Source organism: Sulfolobus sp. B1, assembly GCF_007050195.1.
GTDB lineage: Archaea > Thermoproteota > Thermoprotei_A > Sulfolobales > Sulfolobaceae > Saccharolobus.
Genome location: NZ_QIMI01000009.1, coordinates 1 through 25049 on the forward strand (window position 1 = coordinate 1; position 25049 = coordinate 25049).

At 35.2% G+C, this 25049-nt stretch carries 24 protein-coding genes; 10 read left to right on the forward strand and 14 right to left on the reverse strand.

All coding sequences use genetic code 11. From position 1 onward, the window contains the following. The coding region (locus tag DMP16_RS10810) for a hypothetical protein (RefSeq protein WP_185957795.1) at nucleotides 1-205 on the forward strand (205 nt) is incomplete at its 5' end. 2 nt (nucleotides 206-207) lie between these two features. Next, a complete protein-coding gene (locus DMP16_RS01315) occupies nucleotides 208-840 on the forward strand; it encodes an AAA family ATPase (RefSeq protein WP_069284112.1) in 633 nt (210 codons plus the stop codon). Here the strand turns inward: DMP16_RS01315 and DMP16_RS01320 are convergent. Beyond that, nucleotides 817-1479 carry a hypothetical protein gene (locus tag DMP16_RS01320; RefSeq protein ID WP_069284111.1) on the reverse strand — a complete coding sequence of 221 codons (663 nt, stop codon included), beginning with the start codon at nucleotides 1477-1479 and terminating at the stop codon, nucleotides 817-819. The two genes, DMP16_RS01315 and DMP16_RS01320, sit on opposite strands and share 24 nt — an antisense overlap. A gap of 164 nt (nucleotides 1480-1643) precedes the next feature. On the opposite strand from DMP16_RS01320, the gene DMP16_RS01325 reads away from it, so the two are divergent. Then, nucleotides 1644-3059, forward strand: coding sequence for a phenylacetate--CoA ligase family protein (locus DMP16_RS01325; protein ID WP_069284110.1), 1416 nt, complete (start codon nucleotides 1644-1646; stop codon nucleotides 3057-3059). 1 nt (nucleotide 3060) lies between these two features. Here the strand turns inward: DMP16_RS01325 and DMP16_RS01330 are convergent, their stop codons facing one another. Continuing rightward, nucleotides 3061-3807, reverse strand: a complete 747-nt coding sequence (locus DMP16_RS01330) for a class II glutamine amidotransferase (RefSeq protein ID WP_143576837.1) — start codon at nucleotides 3805-3807, stop codon at nucleotides 3061-3063. Between the two features lie 460 nt (nucleotides 3808-4267). Here DMP16_RS01330 and DMP16_RS01335 point away from each other — a divergent pair, with 460 nt between their 5' ends. Then, the gene (locus tag DMP16_RS01335) at nucleotides 4268-4579 is read left to right on the forward strand and encodes a muconolactone Delta-isomerase family protein (RefSeq protein WP_069284108.1); all 312 of its coding nucleotides are present in this window, start codon (nucleotides 4268-4270) and stop codon (nucleotides 4577-4579) included. A 505-nt stretch (nucleotides 4580-5084) separates the two neighbouring features. Here the strand turns inward: DMP16_RS01335 and sso7d are convergent. The 5 genes from sso7d to DMP16_RS01360 form a co-directional block, all read right to left on the reverse strand. Then, nucleotides 5085-5279, reverse strand: coding sequence for a chromatin protein Sso7d (sso7d, locus tag DMP16_RS01340; protein ID WP_069284107.1), 195 nt, complete (start codon nucleotides 5277-5279; stop codon nucleotides 5085-5087). A 209-nt stretch (nucleotides 5280-5488) separates the two neighbouring features. Continuing rightward, nucleotides 5489-5671: a hypothetical protein gene (locus DMP16_RS01345; RefSeq protein WP_069284106.1), complete on the reverse strand. Its 183-nt coding sequence runs from the start codon at nucleotides 5669-5671 to the stop codon at nucleotides 5489-5491. Nucleotides 5672-6043: 372 nt separating this feature from the next. Then, entirely contained in the window at nucleotides 6044-7726 is a 1683-nt protein-coding gene (locus DMP16_RS01350) for an NAD(P)-binding protein (RefSeq protein ID WP_069284105.1), read from the reverse strand. A 60-nt stretch (nucleotides 7727-7786) separates the two neighbouring features. Continuing rightward, complete coding sequence (locus DMP16_RS01355; protein WP_069284747.1) at nucleotides 7787-8443, reverse strand: HAD-IA family hydrolase; 657 nt, start codon at nucleotides 8441-8443, stop codon at nucleotides 7787-7789. 626 nt (nucleotides 8444-9069) lie between these two features. Beyond that, nucleotides 9070-9945, reverse strand: a complete 876-nt coding sequence (locus tag DMP16_RS01360; RefSeq protein WP_069284104.1) for a mechanosensitive ion channel family protein — start codon at nucleotides 9943-9945, stop codon at nucleotides 9070-9072. A 140-nt stretch (nucleotides 9946-10085) separates the two neighbouring features. Between DMP16_RS01360 and DMP16_RS10815 the strand changes: the two genes are divergently transcribed. The 6 genes from DMP16_RS10815 to DMP16_RS01385 all read left to right on the forward strand — a co-directional run bounded on the left by DMP16_RS10815 (nucleotide 10086) and on the right by DMP16_RS01385 (nucleotide 16645). After that, entirely contained in the window at nucleotides 10086-10256 is a 171-nt protein-coding gene (locus tag DMP16_RS10815; protein WP_156770076.1) for a hypothetical protein, read from the forward strand. Nucleotides 10257-10804: 548 nt separating this feature from the next. Next, the gene (locus tag DMP16_RS01365; RefSeq protein ID WP_069284103.1) at nucleotides 10805-11383 is read left to right on the forward strand and encodes a hypothetical protein; all 579 of its coding nucleotides are present in this window, start codon (nucleotides 10805-10807) and stop codon (nucleotides 11381-11383) included. Between the two features lie 157 nt (nucleotides 11384-11540). Next, on the forward strand, nucleotides 11541-14471 hold the full coding sequence (gene fdhF, locus DMP16_RS01370; protein WP_069284102.1) for a formate dehydrogenase subunit alpha: 2931 nt from the start codon (nucleotides 11541-11543) through the stop codon (nucleotides 14469-14471). Then, a complete protein-coding gene (locus tag DMP16_RS01375) occupies nucleotides 14435-14794 on the forward strand; it encodes a DUF1641 domain-containing protein (RefSeq protein WP_069284101.1) in 360 nt (119 codons plus the stop codon). The genes fdhF and DMP16_RS01375 overlap by 37 nt, the downstream gene beginning before the upstream one ends. Next, a complete protein-coding gene (gene fdhD / locus DMP16_RS01380) occupies nucleotides 14775-15542 on the forward strand; it encodes a formate dehydrogenase accessory sulfurtransferase FdhD (RefSeq protein WP_069284100.1) in 768 nt (255 codons plus the stop codon). Before DMP16_RS01375 ends, fdhD begins: the two co-directional genes overlap by 20 nt. Nucleotides 15543-15706: 164 nt before the next feature. Then, nucleotides 15707-16645 carry a PEP/pyruvate-binding domain-containing protein gene (locus DMP16_RS01385; RefSeq protein ID WP_069284099.1) on the forward strand — a complete coding sequence of 313 codons (939 nt, stop codon included), beginning with the start codon at nucleotides 15707-15709 and terminating at the stop codon, nucleotides 16643-16645. Here the strand turns inward: DMP16_RS01385 and DMP16_RS01390 are convergent. The 7 genes from DMP16_RS01390 to DMP16_RS01420 all read right to left on the reverse strand — a co-directional run bounded on the left by DMP16_RS01390 (nucleotide 16642) and on the right by DMP16_RS01420 (nucleotide 24894). Further along, the gene (locus DMP16_RS01390; RefSeq protein ID WP_069284098.1) at nucleotides 16642-16929 is read right to left on the reverse strand and encodes a ferredoxin family protein; all 288 of its coding nucleotides are present in this window, start codon (nucleotides 16927-16929) and stop codon (nucleotides 16642-16644) included. The genes DMP16_RS01385 and DMP16_RS01390 overlap by 4 nt on opposite strands. Beyond that, nucleotides 16926-18116, reverse strand: coding sequence for an NAD(P)/FAD-dependent oxidoreductase (locus DMP16_RS01395; RefSeq protein ID WP_069284746.1), 1191 nt, complete (start codon nucleotides 18114-18116; stop codon nucleotides 16926-16928). The genes DMP16_RS01390 and DMP16_RS01395 overlap by 4 nt, the downstream gene beginning before the upstream one ends. After that, the gene (locus DMP16_RS01400; protein ID WP_069284097.1) at nucleotides 18106-19953 is read right to left on the reverse strand and encodes an FAD-binding protein; all 1848 of its coding nucleotides are present in this window, start codon (nucleotides 19951-19953) and stop codon (nucleotides 18106-18108) included. Before DMP16_RS01400 ends, DMP16_RS01395 begins: the two co-directional genes overlap by 11 nt. 414 nt (nucleotides 19954-20367) lie before the next feature. Continuing rightward, nucleotides 20368-21285, reverse strand: coding sequence for a 2-oxoacid:ferredoxin oxidoreductase subunit beta (locus DMP16_RS01405; protein WP_069284096.1), 918 nt, complete (start codon nucleotides 21283-21285; stop codon nucleotides 20368-20370). Next, complete coding sequence (locus DMP16_RS01410) at nucleotides 21272-23170, reverse strand: 2-oxoacid:ferredoxin oxidoreductase subunit alpha (RefSeq protein WP_069284738.1); 1899 nt, start codon at nucleotides 23168-23170, stop codon at nucleotides 21272-21274. The genes DMP16_RS01405 and DMP16_RS01410 overlap by 14 nt, the downstream gene beginning before the upstream one ends. An 872-nt stretch (nucleotides 23171-24042) precedes the next feature. After that, nucleotides 24043-24510, reverse strand: coding sequence for a GNAT family N-acetyltransferase (locus tag DMP16_RS01415; RefSeq protein ID WP_069284095.1), 468 nt, complete (start codon nucleotides 24508-24510; stop codon nucleotides 24043-24045). A 126-nt stretch (nucleotides 24511-24636) separates the two neighbouring features. Continuing rightward, nucleotides 24637-24894, reverse strand: coding sequence for a hypothetical protein (locus DMP16_RS01420; RefSeq protein ID WP_069284094.1), 258 nt, complete (start codon nucleotides 24892-24894; stop codon nucleotides 24637-24639). Nucleotides 24895-25049 lie beyond the last annotated feature (155 nt).

Below are 25049 nucleotides of genomic sequence, written 5' to 3' on the forward strand. Positions count from 1 at the left end.
GATGATTGGCAATGATGAAAGACTTAACGTCTTCTTTCCTTCAACGGAGACAGTCGTGTTTGGGAAGAAATACGTCGCTTATATCAACAAGGATGGAGAGATAAAGTATTTAAACATAGATGATGGAATAAAGTTAACTTTAGCTAAAAGCATAGAGGAAGCAGAAATTGTTAAGAATGAGGAAAGGATGATGTATGGGGAATAAAGATGACAACAATTTCTGTTACCGGTATTAAAGGTGGAGTAGGCAAGTCTACTATCTCGACATATTTATCAATTTTCTTTAGCAATAAATATAAGGTAATGTTAGTTGACTCAGACTTCCTAAAATATTCTAGTTACTTAGTAAAGTTATATGAAAAGTTTCTTAAGAATAAGCAGAACTTAAAAGTAACATCTATCGATTTATATAACTCCTCTTATATTGATGCTTTCGAGGGAAACAACGATTATAGTTACATAGTAGTTGATTGCCCAATTTATCCAGAGAAGGGTTGTAACGAGATTTTAAAGACTGACATAACTATATACGTTAGCGATGTAAGTTCATTAGATAGTTTATTAATGGTAGCTGGAAGAGGGGAATCTAAGAAGAGAATATTAGTAGTAAACATGGTTCCTCCTTATCCAGAGGACATAGAAAGTATAACTTCAAAAATTAGTAAGCTAAACTTTGACCTAAAAGTCGTAATTCCCTTCATTCCAAAGATCTTCATGAGTAAATTTAGAGAAATTAACGATTATAAGGTGGATATGCTAGAAAAGATAGCTGAGGCGATAGAGAAGGATAAACTTAATGGGGGAGTACTTACTCCGTTACCCAGCTTGCAAAGTATTTAGAATGTTAATTATTTCGTTCAAATCCAGTTGATATTCTGTCACGCTTTCATAATGTGGATGAGCCATTGTGATTGAATTGATTGTAATATTCCAGAAATAAACGTAATTTACTCCTTTTATATTTATAACAGCCATTAGAAGGATACTGGCATAATAGTCCTTATTAGAGGTTAAATAGCTTACATTCAAATTATAGTAGTTTCTAGTAATTGCTAACTGGAAAGTTTCATTCTGGGGGTTTCCATTATTGACCAGATTAAATTGAATGTTATTAAAAATTAATGAGATTTGCTTTATTGTATTTGATATGGTATATTTAATTGGAATAAGGTAAAGCTTAGAACTATATGGGACGTTAAAGCTTATATTATCAGTATTTACGTCACAACCATTCAGATTGAAAGTAGTCAAATGTATAGACAAATTGTATGAGGGAGAGATATAGGACTCAACATTTATAAAGCGTATTGAAATTCTTTGAGTTATATAGATAATAAAAATTGTATAGTTAGACGAATAGATATTTATAACATCTACATCAGATACATGCATTTCAGTAGGATAAAAGTATATAACGTCAGAACTTGATACGATTGTAAATATTATTAACGTTAATAGAGCAAATGGGAGTAATCGCACACATTGATTTTGACTATAAAATATTTATTTTTAATGTGGCGAGGAAGAGAAATTGCGTAGTACAATGAATATTTTGTAACAAATATATTTTATTACTGCATATTCGTTATTGGTAATTCATAAAAAGCATAAACTTTTTGAACCCCCTAAACAAAAATATCTTAATGTCGTTAGAAGAGTATAGAGCGATTCACTCCCAATTGAGAGATCAAGGTTTCATTAGAACTGATTATCCCCCAAATCCCTCAGAGATCTTGTGGAACAAGAGAGTTATGACTATGAAAAGAGAAGAGCTAGATAAACTGAAGACCTTCAGACTAAAATTGATAGTTAAATGGGCTTGGGATAATATAGAATTCTATAGAAGATACTGGAAATCAAAAGGATTTGAGCCAGAGGTCATTAAAGACTGGAGGGATGTTGTAAAAATACCTATACTTAGAAAAGAGGAGATCAGAAAAGACCTTCAGCAAAATCCTCCTTTTGGAACTATTTTCCATCCAATATTATCGAAGTATATAGGTTTTGTCGGAGCTACTTCAGGTTCAACCGGTATACCAACGTTTCAAGGCTGGGGTAGATTGGAGTTAGACTATTTTCAAGAGGGTCAGGCTAGATACTTATGGACTTTCGCTGAAGTTAAACCAACTAGGGTTTACGCAAATTATTTGAATATGAGCGGATTCTATAGCTGGGGTCCTCCAGTAGTTGAAACTGCTACAAATAGATGTGGAGCTACAGCAATAGCTGGGGGTGGAGAAACTTACTTCAGTTGGAAGAATAGACATAATCTCGTACTAAAACTATGGAAAGTTGACGTATTTGCCACTACACCATGGTTACATAGGTTAATAGGAGAAGAAGCTAAACTAGAAGGATGGGAAACTCCATTTAAGGTATTACTCCTACATGGAGGAGCTGCTGCTGAAAACACTAAGAAGAAATTGTTTAAAGTGCATCCCAATGCTCAATTGGCTATAAGCGTTTGGGGAACTACTGATGGGCATATGGCTATTGAAGTTCCAGGGTTAGAGGGACAATTAGTTATATGGGAGGATATGGAAATATTTGATATAGTAGATCCTAAAACTGGTGAACCAGCTTCTGAAGGTGAGAGGGGTGAGTTAATAGCTACCTTACTCAACCACTTCACAATGCCATTAATACGTTATAGTTTAGGTGATTACGTAAAGAACGAGTTCATAACTGATCCAGACCCCAAGTATGGAATTACTCACATGAGATTTGCTGAACCAATACCGGGTAGGGTTGAGTGGATGTTTACTGTAAAAGGTAAGTTATTATTACCAATTTATGTTGAAGATGCTGTAAACGAAATTCCAGATACTACTGGAATGTTTAACATAATTGTATATGATAATCAAATGGATAAATTGAAAATTAGGATAGAGACCAGAAGGAATGAAGTAGATGGTAAATACGATATGGAGGCTAGGGAAATACTGGGGAGTAGAATTGGCGTAAGCCCAGATGACGTTGAAATAGAATGGGTAAAGCCCGGGCAGACATTATGGACTGGTTATAAGCTTCAAGTGTTTGTAGACCAGAGGAAGAAGTAATCTAAATACTTTTTAAACTCATACCTCCTATTTTAATTAGCTCTCCTTCTTCACATGGCTTTTGCTTATTAAACTTACAATAATAGGCTAGGGTAGATGAATAAACAGAAATACCGTCATCGTCTTCATTAACATACAGTTTATAATATTCTTTATTAATACCCCTTTTTTCAACGTAACCTTTATCATAATAATTTAGATAGTAAAGTATGGCTTGCCTTTCTTTTCTTCTAATCTCCAATAATAGTAAATTGAGAGATGATTTGGTAAACTTCTTCAAATCATTTATACTATCAACGCCTTTCATTTCTATATACTTTAGTATTAACTCACTATCCACCATGTTCTCAGCAGAAATTCCCAATTCATTTGCTATCCCTTCCTTATTAACAGAGCCATTATGGGCTAAGAAGAAAATAGATGAGGAATTAGACTCTAAGTAAGGATGTGAGTAATAAGAACTGACTAAGGATTTATCAGAAGCTTGCCTAGCATGAGCAATGATCATCATTTCTTCATCGCTAATTTTTATTGGAAAGTCACTTTCAACATCGCTAATCTCTTCAAATATAGGATTTAAACTCCTATAATGAAATATTTTATCCTTCGTCAAGAGTACAAATCCCCAGCCGTCACCATGACTAGTATTATTATACAGCTTATCTTCTTTTGCTGACTTAACTAAGCAGTCTAATAATTCCCTTACTTTTCTAGATGATCGTCCGTAATATGAGAACATCCTGCACATACGTATACATTAGGGATTCTAAAAATTAAAATATTATTGAATTCACGTAATAACCAGATTATAATATAAAATTCCACGTCACGTTCAAAGTTGTTCCCTTACCAACTAACATTCTTAGCCTTATTTTTCTGATCTCCTCCCTACCTTAAAAAGCAAGGTCTATCCTTCCTTCATTACTAGGTTATATCTTAAGACTTCTACAATTTAAGCGATGAGTTTCTCAATACTAGGAGTGGAGGTATTAAGGTATATACGTGTAAAAGTCATAAACACTTAATTCACCTCCTCCTTAATTTTTACAAAGTAGGGAAAGCCTTGCCTTTTAGGTCGGAAGGAAGTCGGCCTAAAAAACCTCGAATTCTTCACTTAGAGGAAGGTTAGTGATTTTGAGATTTTAGACAAAGTCTTTTATCGCCTATAAACTTTTATTTTGAAACATAGTTTATTATATGAATAAAATATGTTGTTTCTACTTTGGTTTAAGGTTAAACAGCCCGAAAGTTTAAGTCAGAAGCAGTTAATGGAAATTTGGAGAAAAGAAGCTGAAGCAGCACTCTCAGCTGTTAAATCTGGAACTATTAAAGGGCTTTATAAGGTAAGCGGAAAGAGAGAAGTAGTTGCTATCTTAGATGTCAGATCTCATGAAGAGTTAGATGAAATACTAGAGAACTTACCAATAACTAAGGAGTTGGGACATTCTGTAACCGTAGACGTGTACCCGATACATCCTTATGAAAACTTCTATGAACTTATGAAGAAACTTACTTCATAAATTCCTTCTATGAGGTACTATTATCGCCCTTGGTATAAGTGATAATAGTTTCAAGATGTTTTATAATAAATAGTTTTAACCCTATTATCGATAGATAAATCTTTTGCCTAAATACCTGTGTTAAGAACATGGAAATACTTATTTTTGTTTGGAAATTTTACCCTTAGGAAATTTTTTAACACGCTATTTTCATAATTAATTAAGTCAAGATCTCATTAGGAGTACATAAAGACATTTCTCTAGAAAATTAGTTTAACATCCTCCTAAGTTATTAGATGTTTGGTTCATAATGTTTTTGTCTTTCCTTTATCGCCTTTTGAACATCATAAATTCACTAATACTTTATTAATAACTTTTCATTACCATATAATTAGATGATTTGAGTGGCCAGGACTGAGCAGTAATGATGATATGTTTTTATTATGATCTAATCGTTAGAAATATAAGAAAAACACAAAAATTTAAAAAAAAATCACTTTAAATTAACTATATACTCCTCTTAGCTTCACTTCTTTTGTTTCTCTAACATCTGCAATAACTCCTTTGGAGCGTCCTTCTCGCTAACAGCTCCTCTACCAGTCTTTCCTCCACCCTCATCGTAGGTGAAGCTTATCATCTTGCCAACTCTCCAAACCTTCTTTATCTTACTAATATCTACAGACTTCTCTTCTCCCTTATACTTGAACTTTACTGTTGCCATATTTCTTCAAGATTACCTTATGTTACTCTCTTAAAAATACTTTACGGTTTTAACTCAAGTATAACTTAAGGTATTTCTATAAGGTCTAAAAACGTTTAAATGCTTAAGACTACATTTTATAATGTTCAAAATAATATATACTATAGAATAAACAGTGTAAAAGCGGAGTTAAGAGAAAATGATCAGAATATGAAAAATATTTAATCGCTTTAGGAATACCAAACAAAGTTATAATATTTCTTTTCTTTATTTAACGCTCTCCATTCCTCTGGGAATTCATTTCTCAAATACTCTTCTGGAAGCCTAGAAATATCGTAAAGAGGAGCGTTTGATGAGATTTTACTTCCATTACTAGCTTCTTCTTTTTTCTTACTAATCTTTAATCCTATCATACATATCACCTAATGTATAAATATATTTTCTAATTTATAAGCTTATCTAAGAATGCTTAAAAGGGTTTCTAGATAATAAACATTAGTATTACTTTCCGATTTTGGCTTAAAAATACCAAGGAACTTGTATATTCATGAAAGGGCTTCCTCCGAATCGTTAGAAGTTTGCTTTACAAAGTTGAGGAAAGCCTCAGGGACGTGGAGGAAGTCAGACTTGAACTCCCCCTAAAGATTTTCACAATATAGTTAAACTTAATTACATGAAGATTTTTCACTTAATGGAACCATCTTTATATAGTATTCTCCTTTTAAGTTTTCAAAAATACTTAATAAAATTAGTATAAAATAAAATTTTTACAAATAGAAAAAGGTTTATGCTGTGGAAAAGGTTGTATATGTTCTTCCTAGCCAATATCCTTTCTGTATAGACTTACCTATTGTTGGCTGATCATCTAGGAACTTTGTAATCTCTAAATCAAATCTCATATTATCCTTACTTTTTACAAACTTTACTCCAGCTTTAATCAACATATTCTCTAGCAAGTATTGCCTAGTTCTGTCCAATCCTTGCAATGATCTCTCTGTAATATATACTTCATTATATTTAGCTAATTCAAAAGCGTAATCATGATATGCGTAAATATTTGAGTCAATTAACACTTTCTCCCCCTTTACTTCTGGCAATTGAGGTATTTCATAATCTGGGATAGCAGTAATACAATTATCGTCACTACACTCCCATTTCTTATTAAGTCTTATCTCTACTCCCAGCCTTTTCAATTCCTTTTCATAATAGTTTATAAGTTCACTGAATTCTCTTACCTTCCACGGATCTTTAAAGAGTAAGAATTGTCCACCTAACTTATCGTTCTTCTCATACAAAGTTACTGTAAATCCTCTTAGGGCTAACACTCTAGAGGCTTCTAACCCCATCACTCCTCCTCCAACTACAAACACTTCTCCTTTACCTTTCTCTAGAGGAGGTAATGATTCCCAGCCTAATTCTGGATTAACATCACATCTAACTTCTCTATATACTACACCCCTACACAGTTGGTTGCACCTAATGCAAGGTCTTATAGGTAGACCCTTAATGTTCTTCTTAAGCCAATAAGGATCAGCCAATAGTTGCCTACCTAACACTACAACGTCAGCTACTTCTCTAGCTTTTATAGCGTCTTCTAAAGTTAATATTGAGCCAACTAAGAATAATGGAATGTTAATTTCATCCTTAACTATTTTAGCCTCCCTTAAGAAGGATACTCTATCATAGTAGAACGGCATACTAGAAGACAATGGACCATCTCTACCTGCTGACAAATGTATGTAATCGATTCCTGCTTTCTCAAGTTTTTTGCTTATATCAGCAATAATCTCCGGATTCAATCCCTGTTCGTCAAATTCAGTAACGCTCAACCTTATTCCTACTGTGATTTTTACTTTCTCTTTTATCCCTCTTAAAATCTCCTCAACAAACCTAACACCTTCCTTATATTCATCACTCCTACGATTAGTAGCTGGAGACAGGAATTGTGCTATCAGGTAACCGTGTGCTCCATGTAACTCTATTCCATCAAATCCAGCCCTCTTAGCTCTAATAGCTGAATTAATGAAGTCGTTCTTGACTCTTTCTATATCCTCTTTACTCATTTCCCTTACTTCATCCATTATTGGTATTGGGCTTGGTGCTATTGGCTTATTTCCCCAAATAATATCCCTTCTGGTTTTTCTACCAACGTGAACTAATTGAACAAAAATCTTACTTCCCAATGCATGTATTACCTCAGTTAATCTCATGAACTTTGGGATTAATTCATCTGAGTAAAGTCCTAATTCATTCACTGAGCCCCTAGCATCGATGTTATTGACGTAAGTGTATTCCGTGATTATCAGTCCAACTCCTCCCTTAGCCCTCTCCGCTAAATATGCTATGTGAGCCTCACTAGGATATCCTTGAGGCGTGCCTAGGTTACTTATCATCGGTGACATTGCTAACCTATTCTTAACTTGAACGTCTCCTATCTTTATTGGTTCAAGTAGTGTTGACAATGACATAAGTGGAAATCTTAATAGTTAGTTAAAAATCTAACTTCATTTAGCTATAAGGTACTAAAATTAGATTGCTTTCTTTTCTATTATTCTAAGGGCTTCTTTTAAATTCCTAACCTTATCCTTAATTTCTGGATATAAGTTTTCCCTATCTAACAGTATAGATTCGATGTAGCATCTTCTAGCTCCAACATAATCTAATTCGTAGATGTCACCGATGTGAACTGCGGGATAACCTCCCTTTAAAATTGCATAACTAAATATCTTGGGGTTAGGCTTTACTGCTCGCACCTCATATGATAGTATCAATCCGTCGAAGTATTTTCTTAACTCAAACTGATCTAACAAATCCTGAACTCTGGGAGATGCATTACTGACTAAAACAATCTTTAAGTTTAAGCTCTTCAACCCCTCCAAGAACTCTACTGTGTCGTCGTAAATGAAAGCTTCACCATCTCTCAAATCAGCCCTACTTAATGCATTAAGTAATGATTCCCTTGGATATATTTTTAGATAGTAAAGAAATTCCCTCATGTCCACTGGATTATGTCCGTCTTTATTAGGATATTGGTTTTTAGCCATAGCACTTACGAAAGCTCTAAATACTTTCCTTAACTCAATATCATACCCATTATCCTTCATTACTTGATGAACCTTCTCATAGAACACTGGTTTAAAACCAACTAATGTATTACCGAAATCTACGAAAACTGCCTTTAACAAGGCTCTCATCTCATATAAGCATTATATGGTTTTATACTTTCTAATTACTTATTAGGAAAATCTTTCTCAGTTTTTATAAATTATCGGAAATTAATCTTATGAGAGATTCTTCGCAATAAAAGATCTATTTGATGAATTGTTACTCAATTGTGTGATGGTATAGGAGAAAAGTAGTGATTTCTCAATTAATCTTTAAGAATACAAATAAAATAGCTCACAAGAGAAACTATACTATTTTGACCTCCTCCCCTCCCTAAAGGGCGAGGTTTACTGTTCTTTTTATCATTGAGATATCGATGAAGGACATTATTATTTAGGAAACCTTAAACTTTACGTCTCTATCGTTTAACGTTAATTATCTGACCTTTTCTCCGTCTCGAAAGCTGATTTCCTCCCCGCCCTTAAGGGCGAGACTCTACTTATTTTGTAAGGTTTTCTTTTTCCAGTTTATAAAAGAAAACCGCGGTAATTAGCAAATAAACTAATCTAGATTTATTACTCTAATCAGCTGTATACGATAACTCCCAGAGTTTTTTATCATATATCCTGCACTAGAAGAGAGCTCTAACATAATTTGTGATAGTATCTAATACCATTTGAAATGTGTTTCAAACTACTTGTTTATCTTACTGTTTTTTCTTCAATTCCCAATATGCCTTATCAAAGGCTTGATTTATTAAATTCAATATCTCGTTAAGTTGATCGATTCTTTCAAAATGAACAATAACTGTAAATGAATTTGTACCACCGTTTTTCCCCGTAAAGAACACTTGCGGAATTTTATATCTAGCTTTAGCAAAGGAATCTTGAATATTACTGTTAGCTAGCTGAAGTAAATCGTTAGCCGGTACGTCAGCATTAACTAATAATTGATACGGGTAAATAAGTGAATTCTCTGACTCCAATTTTTGGAATACCGTGTTCCCTAGAAAAGCTGAGTTAGGTATTCTTACAAGATTACCATTTGTCGTCTTAACGTCAGTGAATAATAAAGAAACTTTTACTACTTCACCAACTATAGGAGATCCCCAAATCCATGAGGACAACGATAAGGCATCGTTTTGTTTAACCGTCCTACTAGCCGTAACCAATATTCCAGATAAAATGTTTTGAGCAATTGTCTGGACGGCTAAACCTATTACGATACCTCCTACTGCACCTCCTACTAATACTCCCGTTAAGTTTACTTTTAACGCTGCTAATATTACCATGACAAGTATTGTATAAAGGACTACATCAATTATTACCTTAATAGTTGACGCTACATTTCTCTCAACTCTATTCAGTAAGTATTGGTAAAACACGCTCTGAACGGCTCTAATAATATAATATCCTCCTACAGCTATAACTATTACTGTTATTGCAGTAAATACATCTGAAGAATAGGGTGCTATTTTAGGAAAAATAAACGTTAATGCCTTTAAAATAACTCCTGCCAGATAATCAACTAATGCTAGAACAACTAATATTATAAGGATCTTTACGTAAAAACGGTAGTTCATATAACATTAGATTATTTAACGGTTAATAAGCATACCGAATATTATATAGTAAAAATAATTTTTTACCTTATAACTTAATAAATGTAATAGTACTAAAATATTTATAAAAGCTTATATATTGGATTAAGTTAAGATAAATTATGAGTCTTACAAAGAGAAAGTTCTACACAGTTAGAAAAACCTTGTTGTGTGATAGCGGATATGGAATCTTTGAATGTGAAGATGAAAATAGATGCACATTAATTGCTTGTACCTACGTTAGCCCACTGTCAACAAAATTAAATGATCCTAATGTATTTCTACCTCAATAAATTACGGCGATATCAAACCGTTTTAATACCATACCGCACTTTATACGAAACGTACAAAATATTTTGAAAATTTTCTTTAACATATATAATCCAACAAAAATAATGCTTTAGATGAATTCAAGCATAATTATTTGGAAAGCGATAATTTGTGGAATAGTTGCTACAAGAAAATTCTTCATATCTAACCGTTAGTTTGCCACTTATTTCAATACATGACATACAACTCTGTCAATAATACGTGTAAATAACAATTTTGTTGCTTTGCTATAAATGAATTTTATTTACTGTTGAAAAGTATTTTGGGATGAGATACTTGTGTTGGGTGAAAAGATGAACAGAATACTTTCTCGCTCTCACCAAATTAGGGTGATTCTTGTCCTAGACCTTTGCAACATTTAGTTTCTCGTATATTTTATATACAATTAACTTTATTTGCCTAGCCTTTCATTCTGGTTGGTCACAAAGTTAATATGTTAACATATAAATTATTTACTGATTTAATGTTAATAGATTAATCTTTTATATTTCCCCTTACTTTACTACTACTTATGGCATCTCCTTTACCTCCAATAGCGGTAGGTTTCTTCGGTCTAGGAGTAGGATATTATGTCTATGGAGGAGTAGAATTCTTCAGATATCCTAATGAAAAGTCTCAAGCGCTAAATCACTCCTTAGGACAGTGGGGAATATGGATGCCTGGGTTTCTGCAATTCATTACTGGTATTATTCTATGGTTAGGATTAACTATTTTCAACGCGTTCCAATCTAGCCCAGTAACATATATGGCAGCGCTAGCGTTTACCGCTTATGGAGTTCACTGGTTTGCCTTAGGGATAAACAAGTACGTAGGTGGTGATGCTAGGGTTGATGGATACATGGCTATAGCTTTCCTCTGGATCTCAATAATAGGTGCTACTGTCTTCTTCATAGCCAGAGATTTTCCGGTTATGATATTGTTCATACTACTAGCCTTAGTATACATTTCAGATATACCTGCAAGTCTGTTACAGTCAGATACTTGGACCAGAGTAAAGGGATTATGGCACTTAGTCACTGCAACTTGGTTAATGTATTTAACCTTTGCTGCAGCCCTAAACTTCGCCTTAGGCTTCCATCTTCCACTTTAGAAATTATTAAATTTTTTTAATATCTTATTTTAACTTTTCTCTAAAAATAAGTAATTTTGTACATTCTTACCAAATAATATTTAACAGATTAGATATTTATTAAAATTTTAACCTATTTATGGGTTAACCTTTTAATCGTTTAAGTAAATAATTACTTGTGTCGATCAGAGTACGTATTAATAATAAAGAGTATGTGGCAAATCAAGGAGAAACCATATTATCATTGCTTCAAAAAAATGGAATTTATGTACCACATATATGTTATAATGAAGGGCTAGTACCAATAAACAGCTGTGACTCATGTCTCGTAGAGGTGGACGGCAAACTAGTCAGAGCCTGTTCCACTGAATTGAGGGAAGGAATGAACATATCAGTAGACAGTCCTAGGGCTAAAAAGGCTAGAGAGGAGGCTGTTTCCAGAATCTTAAAGTATCATAAATTATATTGTAGTATATGTGAAAATAATAACGGGGATTGTGTTCTACATGAAGCTGTGATAAAATTAGGGATAAATTCCCAAAAATACATTGATAAGGGTTATCCGCTTGACGATACTGGACCATTTTACGTATACGATCCTTCACAATGCATCTTATGCGGAAGATGTGTAGAAGCATGTCAAGATTTTGCTGTTAATGAGGTAATATGGATCAACTGGGATCTGAATCCACCAAGAGTAGTATGGGATAATGGGAATCCAATAGGTAATTCCTCGTGTGTGAATTGTGGAACTTGCGTAACTGTATGCCCAGTAAACGCATTAATGGAGAAATCAATGTTAGGCGAGGCGGGATATTTTACGTGGATGAATAGAGACTTGAAGAAAAAGGCTATAGAGGCAATCGGAAGAGCTGAGGAAAACTTCAGCCTATTAATGACCTTTAGTGAGATAGAAGCTAAAGCTAGGGAGAATCAAATTAGGAAGACTAAGACAGTATGCATATACTGTGGAGTAGGATGTTCATTTGAAGTATGGACGAAAGGAAGGAAAATACTTAAAATAGAGCCTAAACCAGAGTCTCCAGCTAATGGGATTCTAACTTGCGTTAAAGGTAAATTCGGCTGGGACTTCGTAAACAGCCCAGATAGAATTACGAAACCCTTAATAAGAGAAGGGGATAAGTTTAGAGAAGCTACTTGGGAAGAAGCTATTTCATATATTGCCAAAAGACTTAGTGAGATAAAAGAAAGATATGGCCCAGATTCCATTGGTTTCATTGCATCTGATAAGATGAGCAATGAGGAAGCTTATCTCCTTCAGAAATTAGCTAGGGGTGTGATAGGTACTAATAATGTAGATAACTCAGCTAGATATTGTCAAGCTCCAGCTACTGTCGGTTTATGGAGAACTGTCGGATTTGGTGCTGATTCAGGAACATTCAAGGATATTGAAAATGCTGATTTAATAATAATCGTAGGTCATAATACTACTGAGAGTCATCCAGTAGCAGGTAGTAGAATAAAGAGAGCCCAAAAGATTAGGGGGGCTAAGATAGTGGTAATTGATGTTAGGAAACATGAGATGGCTGAGAGGGCTGACTTGTTTATCAAACCTAAGCCGGGTACTGATGCTGCTGTATTAGCAGGTGTTGCTAAGTATATATTAGATCAAGGTTGGGAGAACAAGGAGTTCATTGAAAAGAGAGTAAATGGGTTTGAAGAGTTTAAAGAGTATATCAAAGCTTTTACACTAGATTACGTAGAGAGTGTTACTGGCGTTCCTAAGGAACAAATAATAAAGTTAGCTGAAATGATACATGAAGCGAAAAGCGTATCAATATTGTGGGGTATGGGCGTAACTCAACATCTGGGTGGGGCAGATACTTCAACAATTATCTCAGATCTTCTATTGATCACTGGAAATTATGGAAGACCTGGAACTGGAGCGTATCCAATGAGAGGACATAATAATGTGCAAGGAGTAAGTGATTTTGGATGTTTACCTAACTATATGCCAGGCTATCAGAAGATAGATGATGAAAATGTGATGAGAAAATTTGAAGATGCGTGGGGAGTTAAGCTAAATAGAAAAGTAGGTTTACAAATCCCTCAAATGATTGAGGGGGTATTGGAAGGAAAAATACACGCTTTATATATAGTTGGTGAGGATACAGTAATGGTTGATTGTGGAACTCCTCTAACAAGACAGGCATTAGAGAAGGTTGACTTCCTTGTAGTTCAAGATATGTTCATGACTGAGACTGCTAAATTAGCTGATGTTATATTACCTGCAACCGCAAGTCTAGAAAAAGATGGTACTTTCGTTAATACGGAAAGAAGGATACAAAGGTTTTATAAGGCCTTAGAACCTTTAGGTGAGTCTAAACCAGATTGGGAGATTATACAAATGATCGCTAACGCTTTAGGAGCTAATTGGAAGTATAAGCATCCTTCAGAAATTATGGATGAGATAGCTAGGTTATGTCCAATATTTGCCGGTGTTAATTATTCAAGACTAGAAGGATTTAAGAGTCTTCTATGGCCAGTAAATGAAGATGGGACTGATACTCCATTATTGTACGTAAATGCGTTTGCAATGCCAGATGGTAAAGCTAAACTATACACCTTGGAGTGGAAACCACCAGAGTTAAAGGATGAAGTACATAGAATTACCGTAAATACGGGTAGGATATTGGAACACTTCCATGTTGGAAATATGACTAGGAGAGTACAAGGTATAATGAAGAAAGTTCCAGAGACATTTGTGGAAATATCTAAGGAATTGGCTACAAAGTATTCAATAAAGGATGGCGACTTAGTTCTAGTGAAATCAAAGTTTGGCGGAGAAATAAAGGCAAGAGCCATAGTAAGTGAGAGGGTTCAAGGAGAAGAAATATTCATACCACTGTTCGCTTCTGATCCTTCAAATGGAGTGAATAACTTAACCGGACAAGTTTTTGATAAAGGTAGTGGTACTCCAGGGTATAAAGATACACCAGTAGTTATTGAAAAGATTGAAGAAGGTAAAGGAAAAACACCATTACCTTTAGATAATTGGAGATTTCATGTAAAAGAGAGAAAGAGACAAATTGGAATAGAGGTGGAGAAAAAGTGGAAGAGGGAAGAGTTCAAACCATTGACGGAGTAATCGAGAGACTAATGGAAAGTGGAGAAGCATTAGAGGAGTTATTAAAGCTCATAGACATGCTTCATAAATCTGGGATACTGCCATTATTAGTGGGGATAGTGAGCAAGCTAGATGAAAACTTAGCGTTTCTATCTGAACAGAACGCAATGTTAATAAGGAACACTAACGTGATATATTCGGTATTAAGCGGGAAGGAAAAGGTGGAGGATAATATTAGTTTAGGCGATTTGCTCAGACAGTTAAATGACCCAGATGTGAAAAGGGGATTATTTCTAGTCCTAAAAATACTAAAGGCGATAGGCAGTGCAAGTAAAGAAGGTTAATGTTAAGAGAGTAAAGGATAGCGTAGATACGTTAGATGAAGATTACATTGCAGAGGAGGAACCGTTAGAGATAAAGTTATGCGATAAAGATTGTGAAACCTTTGCGATAATAATGAGAACGCCAGGTAATGATATAGAGTTAGCTTTAGGTTTCTTATACTCTGAAGGGGTAATTAACAATTTGGATGATGTAATAGATATTGCCCAAAAAGAACAAAATATAATATACATCTGGCTTAACAAGAAGAACAACGTCAAAGTAAGGGACTTGATAGTGAATTCAAGTTGTGGTGTATGCGGCAGAGCTTTTCTATACACTATAAACATCATAAAGAGTGACGCTAAAGTGAGAAGAGATGTAATTTTTTCCCTACCAGAAAAATTGAGAGAAAGACAAAATATTTTTAATGTGACCGGAGGATTACATGCAACTGGATTATTTACCTTGTCTGGGGAATTAGTATATTTGTACGAGGATGTAGGAAGACATAATGCAGTAGACAAGGTAGTAGGGAAATTACTGTTGGAGAGAAAAATACCCTCAACCTCTTATATAATGCAAGTGAGCGGAAGGATAGGATATGAGATAGTTAGTAAGGGGATAAAAGCGGGTATTCCGATAATTTGTGGTATTTCTGCACCATCCAGCTTAGCTGTCGAGATTGCTAATACTGCAGGAGTTTCGTTAATTGGATTTTTAAGAGGAAGAAGTTTCAACATTTATACCCATGAAGAGAGAATTATCTAACCTTAGAGAGATGCCTTTACTGTGGTTTGAAGCGCTCTTCTCTACGGGAGTCTATTAAAGAACTGACTTCCTCTTTCGCCCTAGAGGCTTGTCTTTGTCAAAGTTTAAAACTGATATGAACTAGTTGAGGGAATCTTTTTAAGCCACGCCTATGAGATGAAAATATGAAGTATACCTATCCTCTAAATGAAATAAATCTTTCAATGATCTCAGTAGTTGGAAGGAAAAGTGCTTATTTGGGGGAGCTATATAAAATGGGCTTTGATATACCTTACGGTTTCGTGATATCATCAAGAGCGGTAGAGGAGTCAATAAAGGACATCAAAGATGAGATAAGTTCAATATTATCTTCAGTTAACCTTAATGATACTTCAGATTTAGAGAGAAAAAGTGAGTATATTCAAAAGATGATAATTAATACCAAATTACCAGAGGACATGGAAAAGGAGATATATGAAATGTATGATCGACTAAACTCGAAGTACGTTGCTGTGAGAGCAACTGTGACATCTCCTTTAAGTGGTTCCAGTTTCGCTGGTGAATATGAAACTGATTTGTTTGTAGATAGAGAAGAACTCATAAAAAGCGTTAAAAGAGTAATTGCGTCTTATTTCAATCCTAGAGCTGTGGCTTATAGAATTTTAACCCAAAATTCTACAAAGATTGCTATATTAGTCCAGACGATGATTAACCCAATCGTAGCTGGAACGTCTTTCTCAATTCACCCCATAACTGAGGAAAGTGATTACGTTTTTATTGAATCGGCCTTTGGGCTTGGAGAAAGCGTAACTAAGGGAATGGTAACACCTGACCAATATATTGTAAGCAAATCAACTAGATCTTTAGTTAGCAAAAGGATATCAGAGAAGAGTCATAAGCTAGTCTACGATTTTGAAGGTAAGAGAATTAGGAGAGTAGATCTAAATAGAGAAGAGGGAATAAGGGAAAGTTTGAAAGACCAAGACGCGATTAGAATAGCTAACATGACGATAGCTATCGAAAATATATTCAAAAGGAATATAAATATAGAATGGGCCATGGATGATAGAAAAATATACTTACTCGAAGTGAGGGGTGTAAGAAGATTATATCCAGAGTTTTAACCATATCTAAGAGCTATTCCTAAACCGTATCTAGGATATTTCCACAATATATTGGTATAAGGACAAGCTATTCTGCAAGCCCCACACTCTACACAGTTCTCATAAGCTACTACTATTTTATCATTTATCCAAGAGTACACGTTAGCTGGACAGACCGCTATACAAGGCTGTGGTACCCCATTTACTTCTGCACATTTAAGGCATTCACTAGGATTAATTATAGCTAAATGAGGTTTCTCATCTTTCTTATATCTTAATGTATACAACTTCTCTTCAATTCTCATGACTTTAACACCCCCATACCTAGTAATAAATGCTTAAATATTCTTGGCATATCTAACCTCACCTTTGAAACATCTCCATAAACCCAAGAGTGTAATAGTTCATTAATAGTTCTTACGTAATACTTAAAGTTTTCTTCTTCGATTAACTCCTTTACTAATGGCCTACCGTTAACTACGTTTCTTATTTCCTTACTTCTCATTAATTCAGACTCATATCTCCTACACTCGTAACTCTCCAATGCAGCCTTTCCCGCTATAACGCCAGATGATATGGCAGGACCTATCCCATTGAAGGTTAGTGGATCTACAAGACCTAATGCGTCACCGGCAACATATACTTTATCTACACAAGCTCTAAACGAGGGAAATCCATGCTCTGGAATTACCTTAGCTGAATACTCCCTCAGTGAACTTCCCTTAACTAGCTCATTAAACCCTATTCTCTCTTTTACCTCATCTAAAACAGTATAGGGACTCATCTTCCTCCTTATTAAAATAGTAAGTGGAATTCCCACACCTATTGCTATAGCATCCTTATATGTGTAAAGGAAGCCTGCGTATGGAACTGGATCTACTCCTAATATTCTCCAACTTTCTCCTTCATCATCAGCCTTAAATCCAAATCTCTTATTTATTTCGTCCTTATTCAAGCTATAAACCTCTTTTACGGCTTGAACAGCTTGATCTGGCTTTAAATCTGGGCGTATTCCAGAACTTATAGAAATCAGTGCATTTACTCCCTCAGCTAAAACTATTCTATCAGCTTTTACACTACCTCTATCAGTAATTACCTTATACTTCCCATCGCTATCTCTTTCTAGTCCAAGTGCGGCAGTTTTAGTAATGAGAAGTGCTCCAGCCTTTTCAGCCTGTTGAGCCATCCACTTATCTAATTTCAGTCTAGTTACATTAGCTAATCCAGATTGTACATTAACACTTATATTTGTCTTATTCGAGTCACTAAGGAATAATAATTTAACGTTTTTTACCTTACGTTCTATTGGGATCGATGATATATCAAAAGCTGATTGAACGTCTTCTAGCCTTATCATGGCTCCAGAAACGTTCTTGGATCCAGGCTCAGGACCTCTTTCTAATAGTAATACTTTAGCTCCTCCCTTAGCAGCAGTAATGGCAGCTGAGGATCCAGCAGGACCTGCTCCTACCACAATTATGTCAAACTCCATTTCCCTTCCCCCTCTCATTTCTCAGCAATTCAGCCATTTTTGGAACAATCTCAAATATATCTCCAATAACTCCAAAATCACAGTTTTCAAATATAGGCGCAGATGGATCGAGGTTTATAGCTCCTATCTTTCTTGAAGATAATATACCCACTAAATGTTGCACAGCCCCAGATATACCTAAAGCAATATATACTTTAGGTCTTATAGTAGTACCGGTTTGCCCAATTTGCCTATCCTTAGGATACCATCCCATATCCGCCAGAGGCTTTGAAACTCCCAAAACACCGCCTAATAATGAAGCGAACTCCTCAAACATCTTTATGTTCTCTGGGCTCTTTATTCCTCTTCCAACACCGACAACTATGTCAGCTTCCGCTAATACATTTCTCTTCTCTATCCTCTTGTAATCTAATATTTTCAACCTAGTGAAAAGGTCATCTATTTCTTCCCTTACTAATTCACCTTTCTTTCCGGGAACTCTTGGCAATGGCATGAATACTCCAGCCCTAACTGTAACCATGACTGGTCTATGCCTAGGGCATATAATGGTAGACATCTCCTTTCCACCAAAGTCTGGTCTAGTTGATAATAATACTCCCTTATCATCTACGTCAAAGTTAGTACAGTCAGCTATTAATCCAGTATTAACTTCAATTGCCGTAGTTGATGCTAATTCCCTAGCATTCCTCGTACCAGGGAAAAAGACTGCCTCTGGTTTATACTTTAATATCATTTTTGAAAGAGCTCTAGTATATATCTCGTTGTCGTACAAATCGTAACCCTTAGTTTCAGCTAAGTAGACCTTATCAGCTCCATACTCAAAGACCTCTTGTATAATACCTTTAGTAGCTTCTCCACCAACTATCACAGCTGACATCGAAGTATCCATTAGATCAGCTATTCTTCTAGCCTCACTCATTATTTCGAACGATGCCCTATTCGGCTTTTCCCCTATGTGATCTATGTAAACCCATATTTCCGAATTTACCTTCACCTTTGCCTTGGGTTTAGTGTATTCTTTTAGGCTACTCTCCTCTTCTTTAAGGGATTCAAAAATTTTATCTAAGAACCATTTTGCTGCCTTTTCTACATCTTTCTTACCATCAATTATTTCAGCTTTCCTAGTCTTCGGTGGAGGACTAACTTTAATTACCTTAGTTGGGGAACCGGCTAAACCAATTTTTGTAGGGTCAGCCTGAATATCGTCTTTATTCCATACCGTAATTTTAGTCGTTTTAGCCTTAATTAGGCTCATGATGTCAGGCTGTCTAGGCTTGTTATTTGGAGTTTCCAATACTGTTATTAAAGCTGGAATTGGAGCCTCTACTACTTCTTCGTCAAATTCTGTAGTTCTTACTGCAACTATCTTTTCCTTATCTATACTTTTTATTTGACTAACATATCCTATAACTGGTATTCCAAGCCATTTAGCTGTTTGAGGACCAACCTGTTCAGTTTCTCCATCTACAGCTCTCCTTCCAAATACCACTAGATCAGCCCCACCAAGTTTCTGAATAGCTCTAGAAAGTGTATATGAAGTAGCCCAAGTGTCAGCTCCTGCCATAGCTCTATCACTAATCAGATATGCCTCATCTATACCCATAGCTAATGCTTCTCTTAATGCAGTTTCTGCTTGGGATGGTCCCATAGTGATAACTATTGTTTTTCCTCCATATCTTTCCTTCAGCCTTACAGCTTCCTCTATAGCATGAAGATCTGGAGGATTAATTACCGCTGGAACTCCTTCCCTGACCAAATTATTAGTTACGGGATCTATTCTCAAGTCGTCAGCGTCTGGAACTTGCTTAATAGAAACGACAATCTTTAGCTCAGCCAACTCTGATCTCAGTTAAATATTTTCTTGATAGTTTTTAAAATTTCGTAAGATGGTATAACGATAAAAAGCAAAAATATAACTAGTATAAATTTTGAGTATAAAACTATGAGTTGCCATTTAAATAATTCGCTTGAATAATAATTTAGGACTATGATACTGATCTTAATCAATAATAAATCGTTTATGAATATTTGTATTTACTACTAGAAATTAATTAATTCAATTAATACGAACTAAATAGTAGTACTAATTGATTAGTTCAAATTAAGATTGTAAAACATGAATTTCATTTATTTATAATAAGATAAAGGAAAAACTTAATTTAGTTATTAGAAACGTATTCTAAATACTAAAATCCTTATCCCCATAAAAAAACGTAGAATAACCAACTAAAAATTTAATTATGGGAAAAAATTACCCTACCTTTCTCTCATTTAGTATGTCGTCTATTTGTGTAGTTGGCTTCCCTTCGTACTCAATTGCATCAGTTGCAGGAGGATTATCCAAATATGATGGAGATCTTTCAACTATTCTTTGCTCGTACGTTGATACTAGTTCATTCTGGAAGAACACTCCTATTGGAATTCTCTCTCCCCATTCCATGCTTCTTGTAATAGCCCTTTTCATTTTTTCTTCGATTTCCTCAGGCTTTTTAACCACGGGATCCCAGCTTGGATCATCGTCTAGCTTGTATACCCTCTTATCATAATACTCTTTCGTATGTATGTCATTATATGTCGGACATGGTTGTAACACATCGATCATAGCTAATCCCTTATGCTTTATGGCCTTCTTAATTAGTTCTTTAAGATGTTTTACATCATAAGCATATCCTCTAGCTACGAAAGTATAACCTGCACTAATGGCTAAAGCTAAGGGATTTATGTCACTATTAATGTTAGGTTTTGGTAAACTCTTAGTCTTAACGCCCAACTTCAGAGTTGGTGCAGCTTGTCCTTTAGTAAGTCCATATACTCCATTATCGTGAACTATTACAGTTATATCCACATTTCTTCTTCCAGCACTTACGAAATGCCCTACACCAATTCCTAATTGATCTCCGTCTCCACCATTTACAATAACCTCTAATGATGGGTTAGCTAATTTTACACCTATTGCAAAAGTTAATGCTCTACCGTGGAGAGTATGAACTCCGCTTACTGGTAACCTTATGAAATGAGGTATTTTTCCAGAACATCCAATACCGCTAACTATAACAACTTTCTTTGGATCTAACCCTAGTTCTTGTAAAGCTTGTTGTTCAGCACTTAAGATACCGAAGTTACCGCACCCAGGGCACCAGTCATTCCACTCTACTTTAGGCCCCGCCATGGAGGAACACCTTCTTTTCACCTTTTTGAATAACTGCTTTTATACCTTCCTTTACTTCATCCCTCATTATGGGTCTTCCATTTACCTTTAATATATAATTGGTTGGCTCAATCCCTGTGAAGAGCTTTAAGAGCATACCAGCTTGTCCGAAATAATTACTTTCTACATCTATAATGATATCCTTACCACTCAACAACTTCTTCATGAGATTCTTGGGGAATGGATTAAACATCCTTAGTTGAATCATTTGCAATTTTATTCCCTCAGCTTCCAACTCCTCCATCGCATCTAATATAGCACCTTTTGGAGAACCCCAGGTTATAATAGCGGCCTTTGCGCTACTATCTCCATAAATTTTAATTCTATCCTCCTCAGGTATTTCCTTGTCAGCAGTGTCTATTTTCTTAATTCTCTTTATGTACATTTTTTCTCTGTTTTCTCCTGCTTCAGCAATAAATCCGTACTCGTCGTGTTCATCTCCAGTATAATGAACTCTTCCAAAGCCCAATGGAGTAAATGGAGATATTCCGTCTTCAGTTATTTCAAATCTTTTCACATCTTCCGTCCCTTTAGCGATGTAAATCTTTCCTTTCTCTATCTTTATATTCTCCATTCCTAGGAATTCCTTAGGAATAATTGAGTATGAGTTGGCTAATGCCTTGTCTACTAAGTGAATTACCGGCATCTGATATTTCTGAGCTAAGTTTAATGCCCATATCGCATCTTGAAAAGCTTCCATATGATCACCAGAAGCTATTACTATTTTTCCAAACTCTCCATGACCTGCATACATAGCAAACATTAAGTCTGCTTGAGAAGTCCTAGTTGGTTGACCAGTAGATGGGCCTCCTCTTATATAATAAGTTACTACTACTGGAACTTCGTTCATTCCAGCCCATCCAACTCCTTCAACCATCAAAGAGAAACCTGGACCAGACGTTGCTGTGGCTGCCCTAACTCCAGTCAAGGCTGCACCAGATGCCATATTTATAGCTGCTAATTCATCTTCAGTTTGCACTACAACTATTGTGGATTTTCTCTTCTCTCCAGTCTTGGGATCAACTGTAAAGACATTTTGATGAGCTTCGATGTATACACTTTCATCACTAGCTGGTGTTATAGGATAATAGGTTTGGAACCTTAGTCCTCCATATATCTTACCTATTGCTACTGCAGTGTTCCCATCAATATTTATTTTCTCCTTATTATTGGGGATCTCTTGTAAGTTATATACGGGCTGTATATCAGACATTGTGATTTGAGAAGCAAGGGAGTTTATCTTAGAAAACAATTCTTGTTTAAACGTTCTCCTTATTGAATTGTATAAGTGCTCTTCTTTTAATCCTAGTAGTTTATAAGAAGCTGCAATGGCAATAGTATTTTTAGCCCTATCAGCTACACTCAATTGAACCTTTGCTTGATCAGCCACTTTCTTTAAAATCTCTTGATAATTAATCGGTATTACCTTAATCTTCTTCTCCTTTTGCAAGTAGCTTACAACGTCCTTAACGGTCGTGCCATAGCCTTTTTCCTTTAAGAATGATATTACTTTCTCAGCAATTTCCCCTTCCATGCTCTGTACTTGTTCTACTTTAGTATTCTCGACTTCTGTATTATAAATTAAAACATCCTTTACTTCAGTAAAGTGCTGAAAGACAGTCTCTGCATCAAAACTGGCGAGTATTTCGACTTGTTGAGCAATACTTCTAGGCGGTTTATCACTAATCGTTAAATTAAAGTAAGAGTGTCTTCCTTTAATATTAGAATAGTATTCTCTGTTTCCATAAATGTAATAACCATTAGCAGCAACAGCATTGCCGAAAATATTGGCAGAAGTATCGACACCTGCTCCTTGCGCACCTCCTATCATCCAACTAATTCGCATCATCTATCAATATATAATTATAAATTTTAGGGTAAATAAGAGTATGCCTACTAAAGATATAAATAAAGATTCTAATGTTTATAAACTTTATAAAAAAGCCCAACTATAACATTAAAATGATTTAACCCTAAGAACACTACTTATATTACTTTTTGTAACTAATGATAATATTAAGCATATCTGACTTCTAAGATCTATAGTTTTCAAGGACAACACTAAGAGATCCAATAGAGTATGGATAAGTATTACATGACAAAACGAATGACAAGCCTCGCTTGGGGTTAAAGCTTTTAGTGAAGGAAAATTGTTGGGGAGGAAGACAAATAAGGGGTAGTAAGAATGTGTCCTTCCTCCTCAGTACATATCCCCCAAAGTCTCGAGAAGGGTAGAGTGAGGAAAAAGGGATAGGGGGTAATCCGGTTTAAAACCCAGCCATTGCTGGACGAGTGAAGTAAGTGTTGAAGCTCACTAGCCACGAACTGATGAAGGCAGTAAACCGTAAACCAGTGAACCGCCCTAGGTGAACCTTTAGGATGGGGAGGAGGTCAGTATTAAGCCTTCTTCATAGCTCCTCTTATATTTATAGATTAGTATAATCTGGCCTCTCCTCTCCACCCTAAAGGGCGAGGGTTTCCCCGAGGTATAATTCATTAATCTTCTTTAAGGGAGTTACTCTGTGTTGACGCTCCCCTCCAGTATTGCGGGAGAAATCAGCTCCTGCTCCTCATCTTCTTGAAGTTGACCAGGTTAACTCCCTTAAAGAAGGGTAAACTTAAGGATTTAAAACCTTTCCCCGCCTTAAAAGGTGAGGTTTGCCGTTCTTTTATCAAAGGATTTGTCTAAAGTTAAACCTTAAATATTTAATACTTTTTTTATTCCATTAGTACTTCTACTTCCTTTTCACTTAGTCTCATTTCGCCATAAACTTCGTCCTCTAGAAAAGACATCTTAAACCCTAATTTTCTGCCTATTTTTATCATTGGGGTGTTCTCAGGGAGTGTGTAAAATTTTATTATCCTTAGGTTAAGTTTTTTTGCTTCTTCGATCAATTTTTCTACTAATATAGTTCCTATTCCTAGTCCCCTATAATTGGGATTTACTACTAAGGAGAATTCTCCATCCTTATGCAGAGTAGCTTCCCCAACTATTTTTCCTTCAACTTCAGCTAAATATGTAACGTGATCATTTCCAGAAGCTATTTTCTTCGCATCATCTTCAGTAATCCTATAAAGGTGAAAGAATCTTAAGTATAAATCTTCATCAGTTAGAGAGTTATATAGCTCATATATTTTTTGCCAATCTGATTCATTAGCTTTCTTAAGCTTAACTTGTTCTGGCATCTTACTTATACTTAACAATACAAGTTTAAATATATTACTGTAATGTTTAATCCTACTCACTAAAGTTATTATAAGTAAACACTTTTCAATATAAAGGTAATTTATCCGATTACTTTTTAATCTACATCAAGAAAATTTACAAGTTTTACAGTAAGGAAACAATACATTTAATAATTTAATCAAGCATTCCTCTCCATTTCTTTCTTTACATTCAAATAATCTATATCCTTCACGCATAGCTATTTTTACCTTCTCTTCGGACAGATTTCTTACTATTAAGATGTCAAAATTTTCTTTATTCGGGATCCTTGATATTATTCCAGAATCGCTTATCAAATACCACTTATCGTCATCTTCCTCAAATCTAACTATGAAACTAACCATAAATACGAGTATAATTTCTGGAATTTAAACTCCTTCTATTATACTCATTTATAAAGATTACACGTAAAAACTTCCCAGTAGATGAGGTTCTCCAAATCGAATAAACTATACTTAACTTCCTTCCCATCACAAATGGTTTTACCTCACATATTTCG

Coding starts and splice junctions, on each gene's coding strand:
- DMP16_RS01420 (WP_069284094.1), bottom strand. CDS start 24,894: ATGGTTAGTTTCATAGTTAGATTTGAGGAAGATGACGATAAGTGGTAT.
- DMP16_RS01390 (WP_069284098.1), bottom strand. CDS start 16,929: ATGAGAATTGAAGAGAAGTTGTATACATTAAGATATAAGAAAGATGAG.
- DMP16_RS01315 (WP_069284112.1), top strand. CDS start 208: ATGACAACAATTTCTGTTACCGGTATTAAAGGTGGAGTAGGCAAGTCT.
- DMP16_RS01350 (WP_069284105.1), bottom strand. CDS start 7,726: ATGTCATTGTCAACACTACTTGAACCAATAAAGATAGGAGACGTTCAA.
- DMP16_RS01335 (WP_069284108.1), top strand. CDS start 4,268: ATGTTGTTTCTACTTTGGTTTAAGGTTAAACAGCCCGAAAGTTTAAGT.
- DMP16_RS01385 (WP_069284099.1), top strand. CDS start 15,707: ATGAAGTATACCTATCCTCTAAATGAAATAAATCTTTCAATGATCTCA.
- sso7d (WP_069284107.1), bottom strand. CDS start 5,279: ATGGCAACAGTAAAGTTCAAGTATAAGGGAGAAGAGAAGTCTGTAGAT.
- DMP16_RS01365 (WP_069284103.1), top strand. CDS start 10,805: ATGGCATCTCCTTTACCTCCAATAGCGGTAGGTTTCTTCGGTCTAGGA.
- DMP16_RS01410 (WP_069284738.1), bottom strand. CDS start 23,170: ATGCGAATTAGTTGGATGATAGGAGGTGCGCAAGGAGCAGGTGTCGAT.
- DMP16_RS01395 (WP_069284746.1), bottom strand. CDS start 18,116: ATGGAGTTTGACATAATTGTGGTAGGAGCAGGTCCTGCTGGATCCTCA.
- DMP16_RS01415 (WP_069284095.1), bottom strand. CDS start 24,510: ATGCCAGAACAAGTTAAGCTTAAGAAAGCTAATGAATCAGATTGGCAA.
- DMP16_RS01345 (WP_069284106.1), bottom strand. CDS start 5,671: ATGATAGGATTAAAGATTAGTAAGAAAAAAGAAGAAGCTAGTAATGGA.
- DMP16_RS01325 (WP_069284110.1), top strand. CDS start 1,644: ATGTCGTTAGAAGAGTATAGAGCGATTCACTCCCAATTGAGAGATCAA.
- DMP16_RS01330 (WP_143576837.1), bottom strand. CDS start 3,807: ATGTGCAGGATGTTCTCATATTACGGACGATCATCTAGAAAAGTAAGG.
- DMP16_RS10815 (WP_156770076.1), top strand. CDS start 10,086: ATGAGTCTTACAAAGAGAAAGTTCTACACAGTTAGAAAAACCTTGTTG.
- DMP16_RS01405 (WP_069284096.1), bottom strand. CDS start 21,285: ATGGCGGGGCCTAAAGTAGAGTGGAATGACTGGTGCCCTGGGTGCGGT.
- DMP16_RS01360 (WP_069284104.1), bottom strand. CDS start 9,945: ATGAACTACCGTTTTTACGTAAAGATCCTTATAATATTAGTTGTTCTA.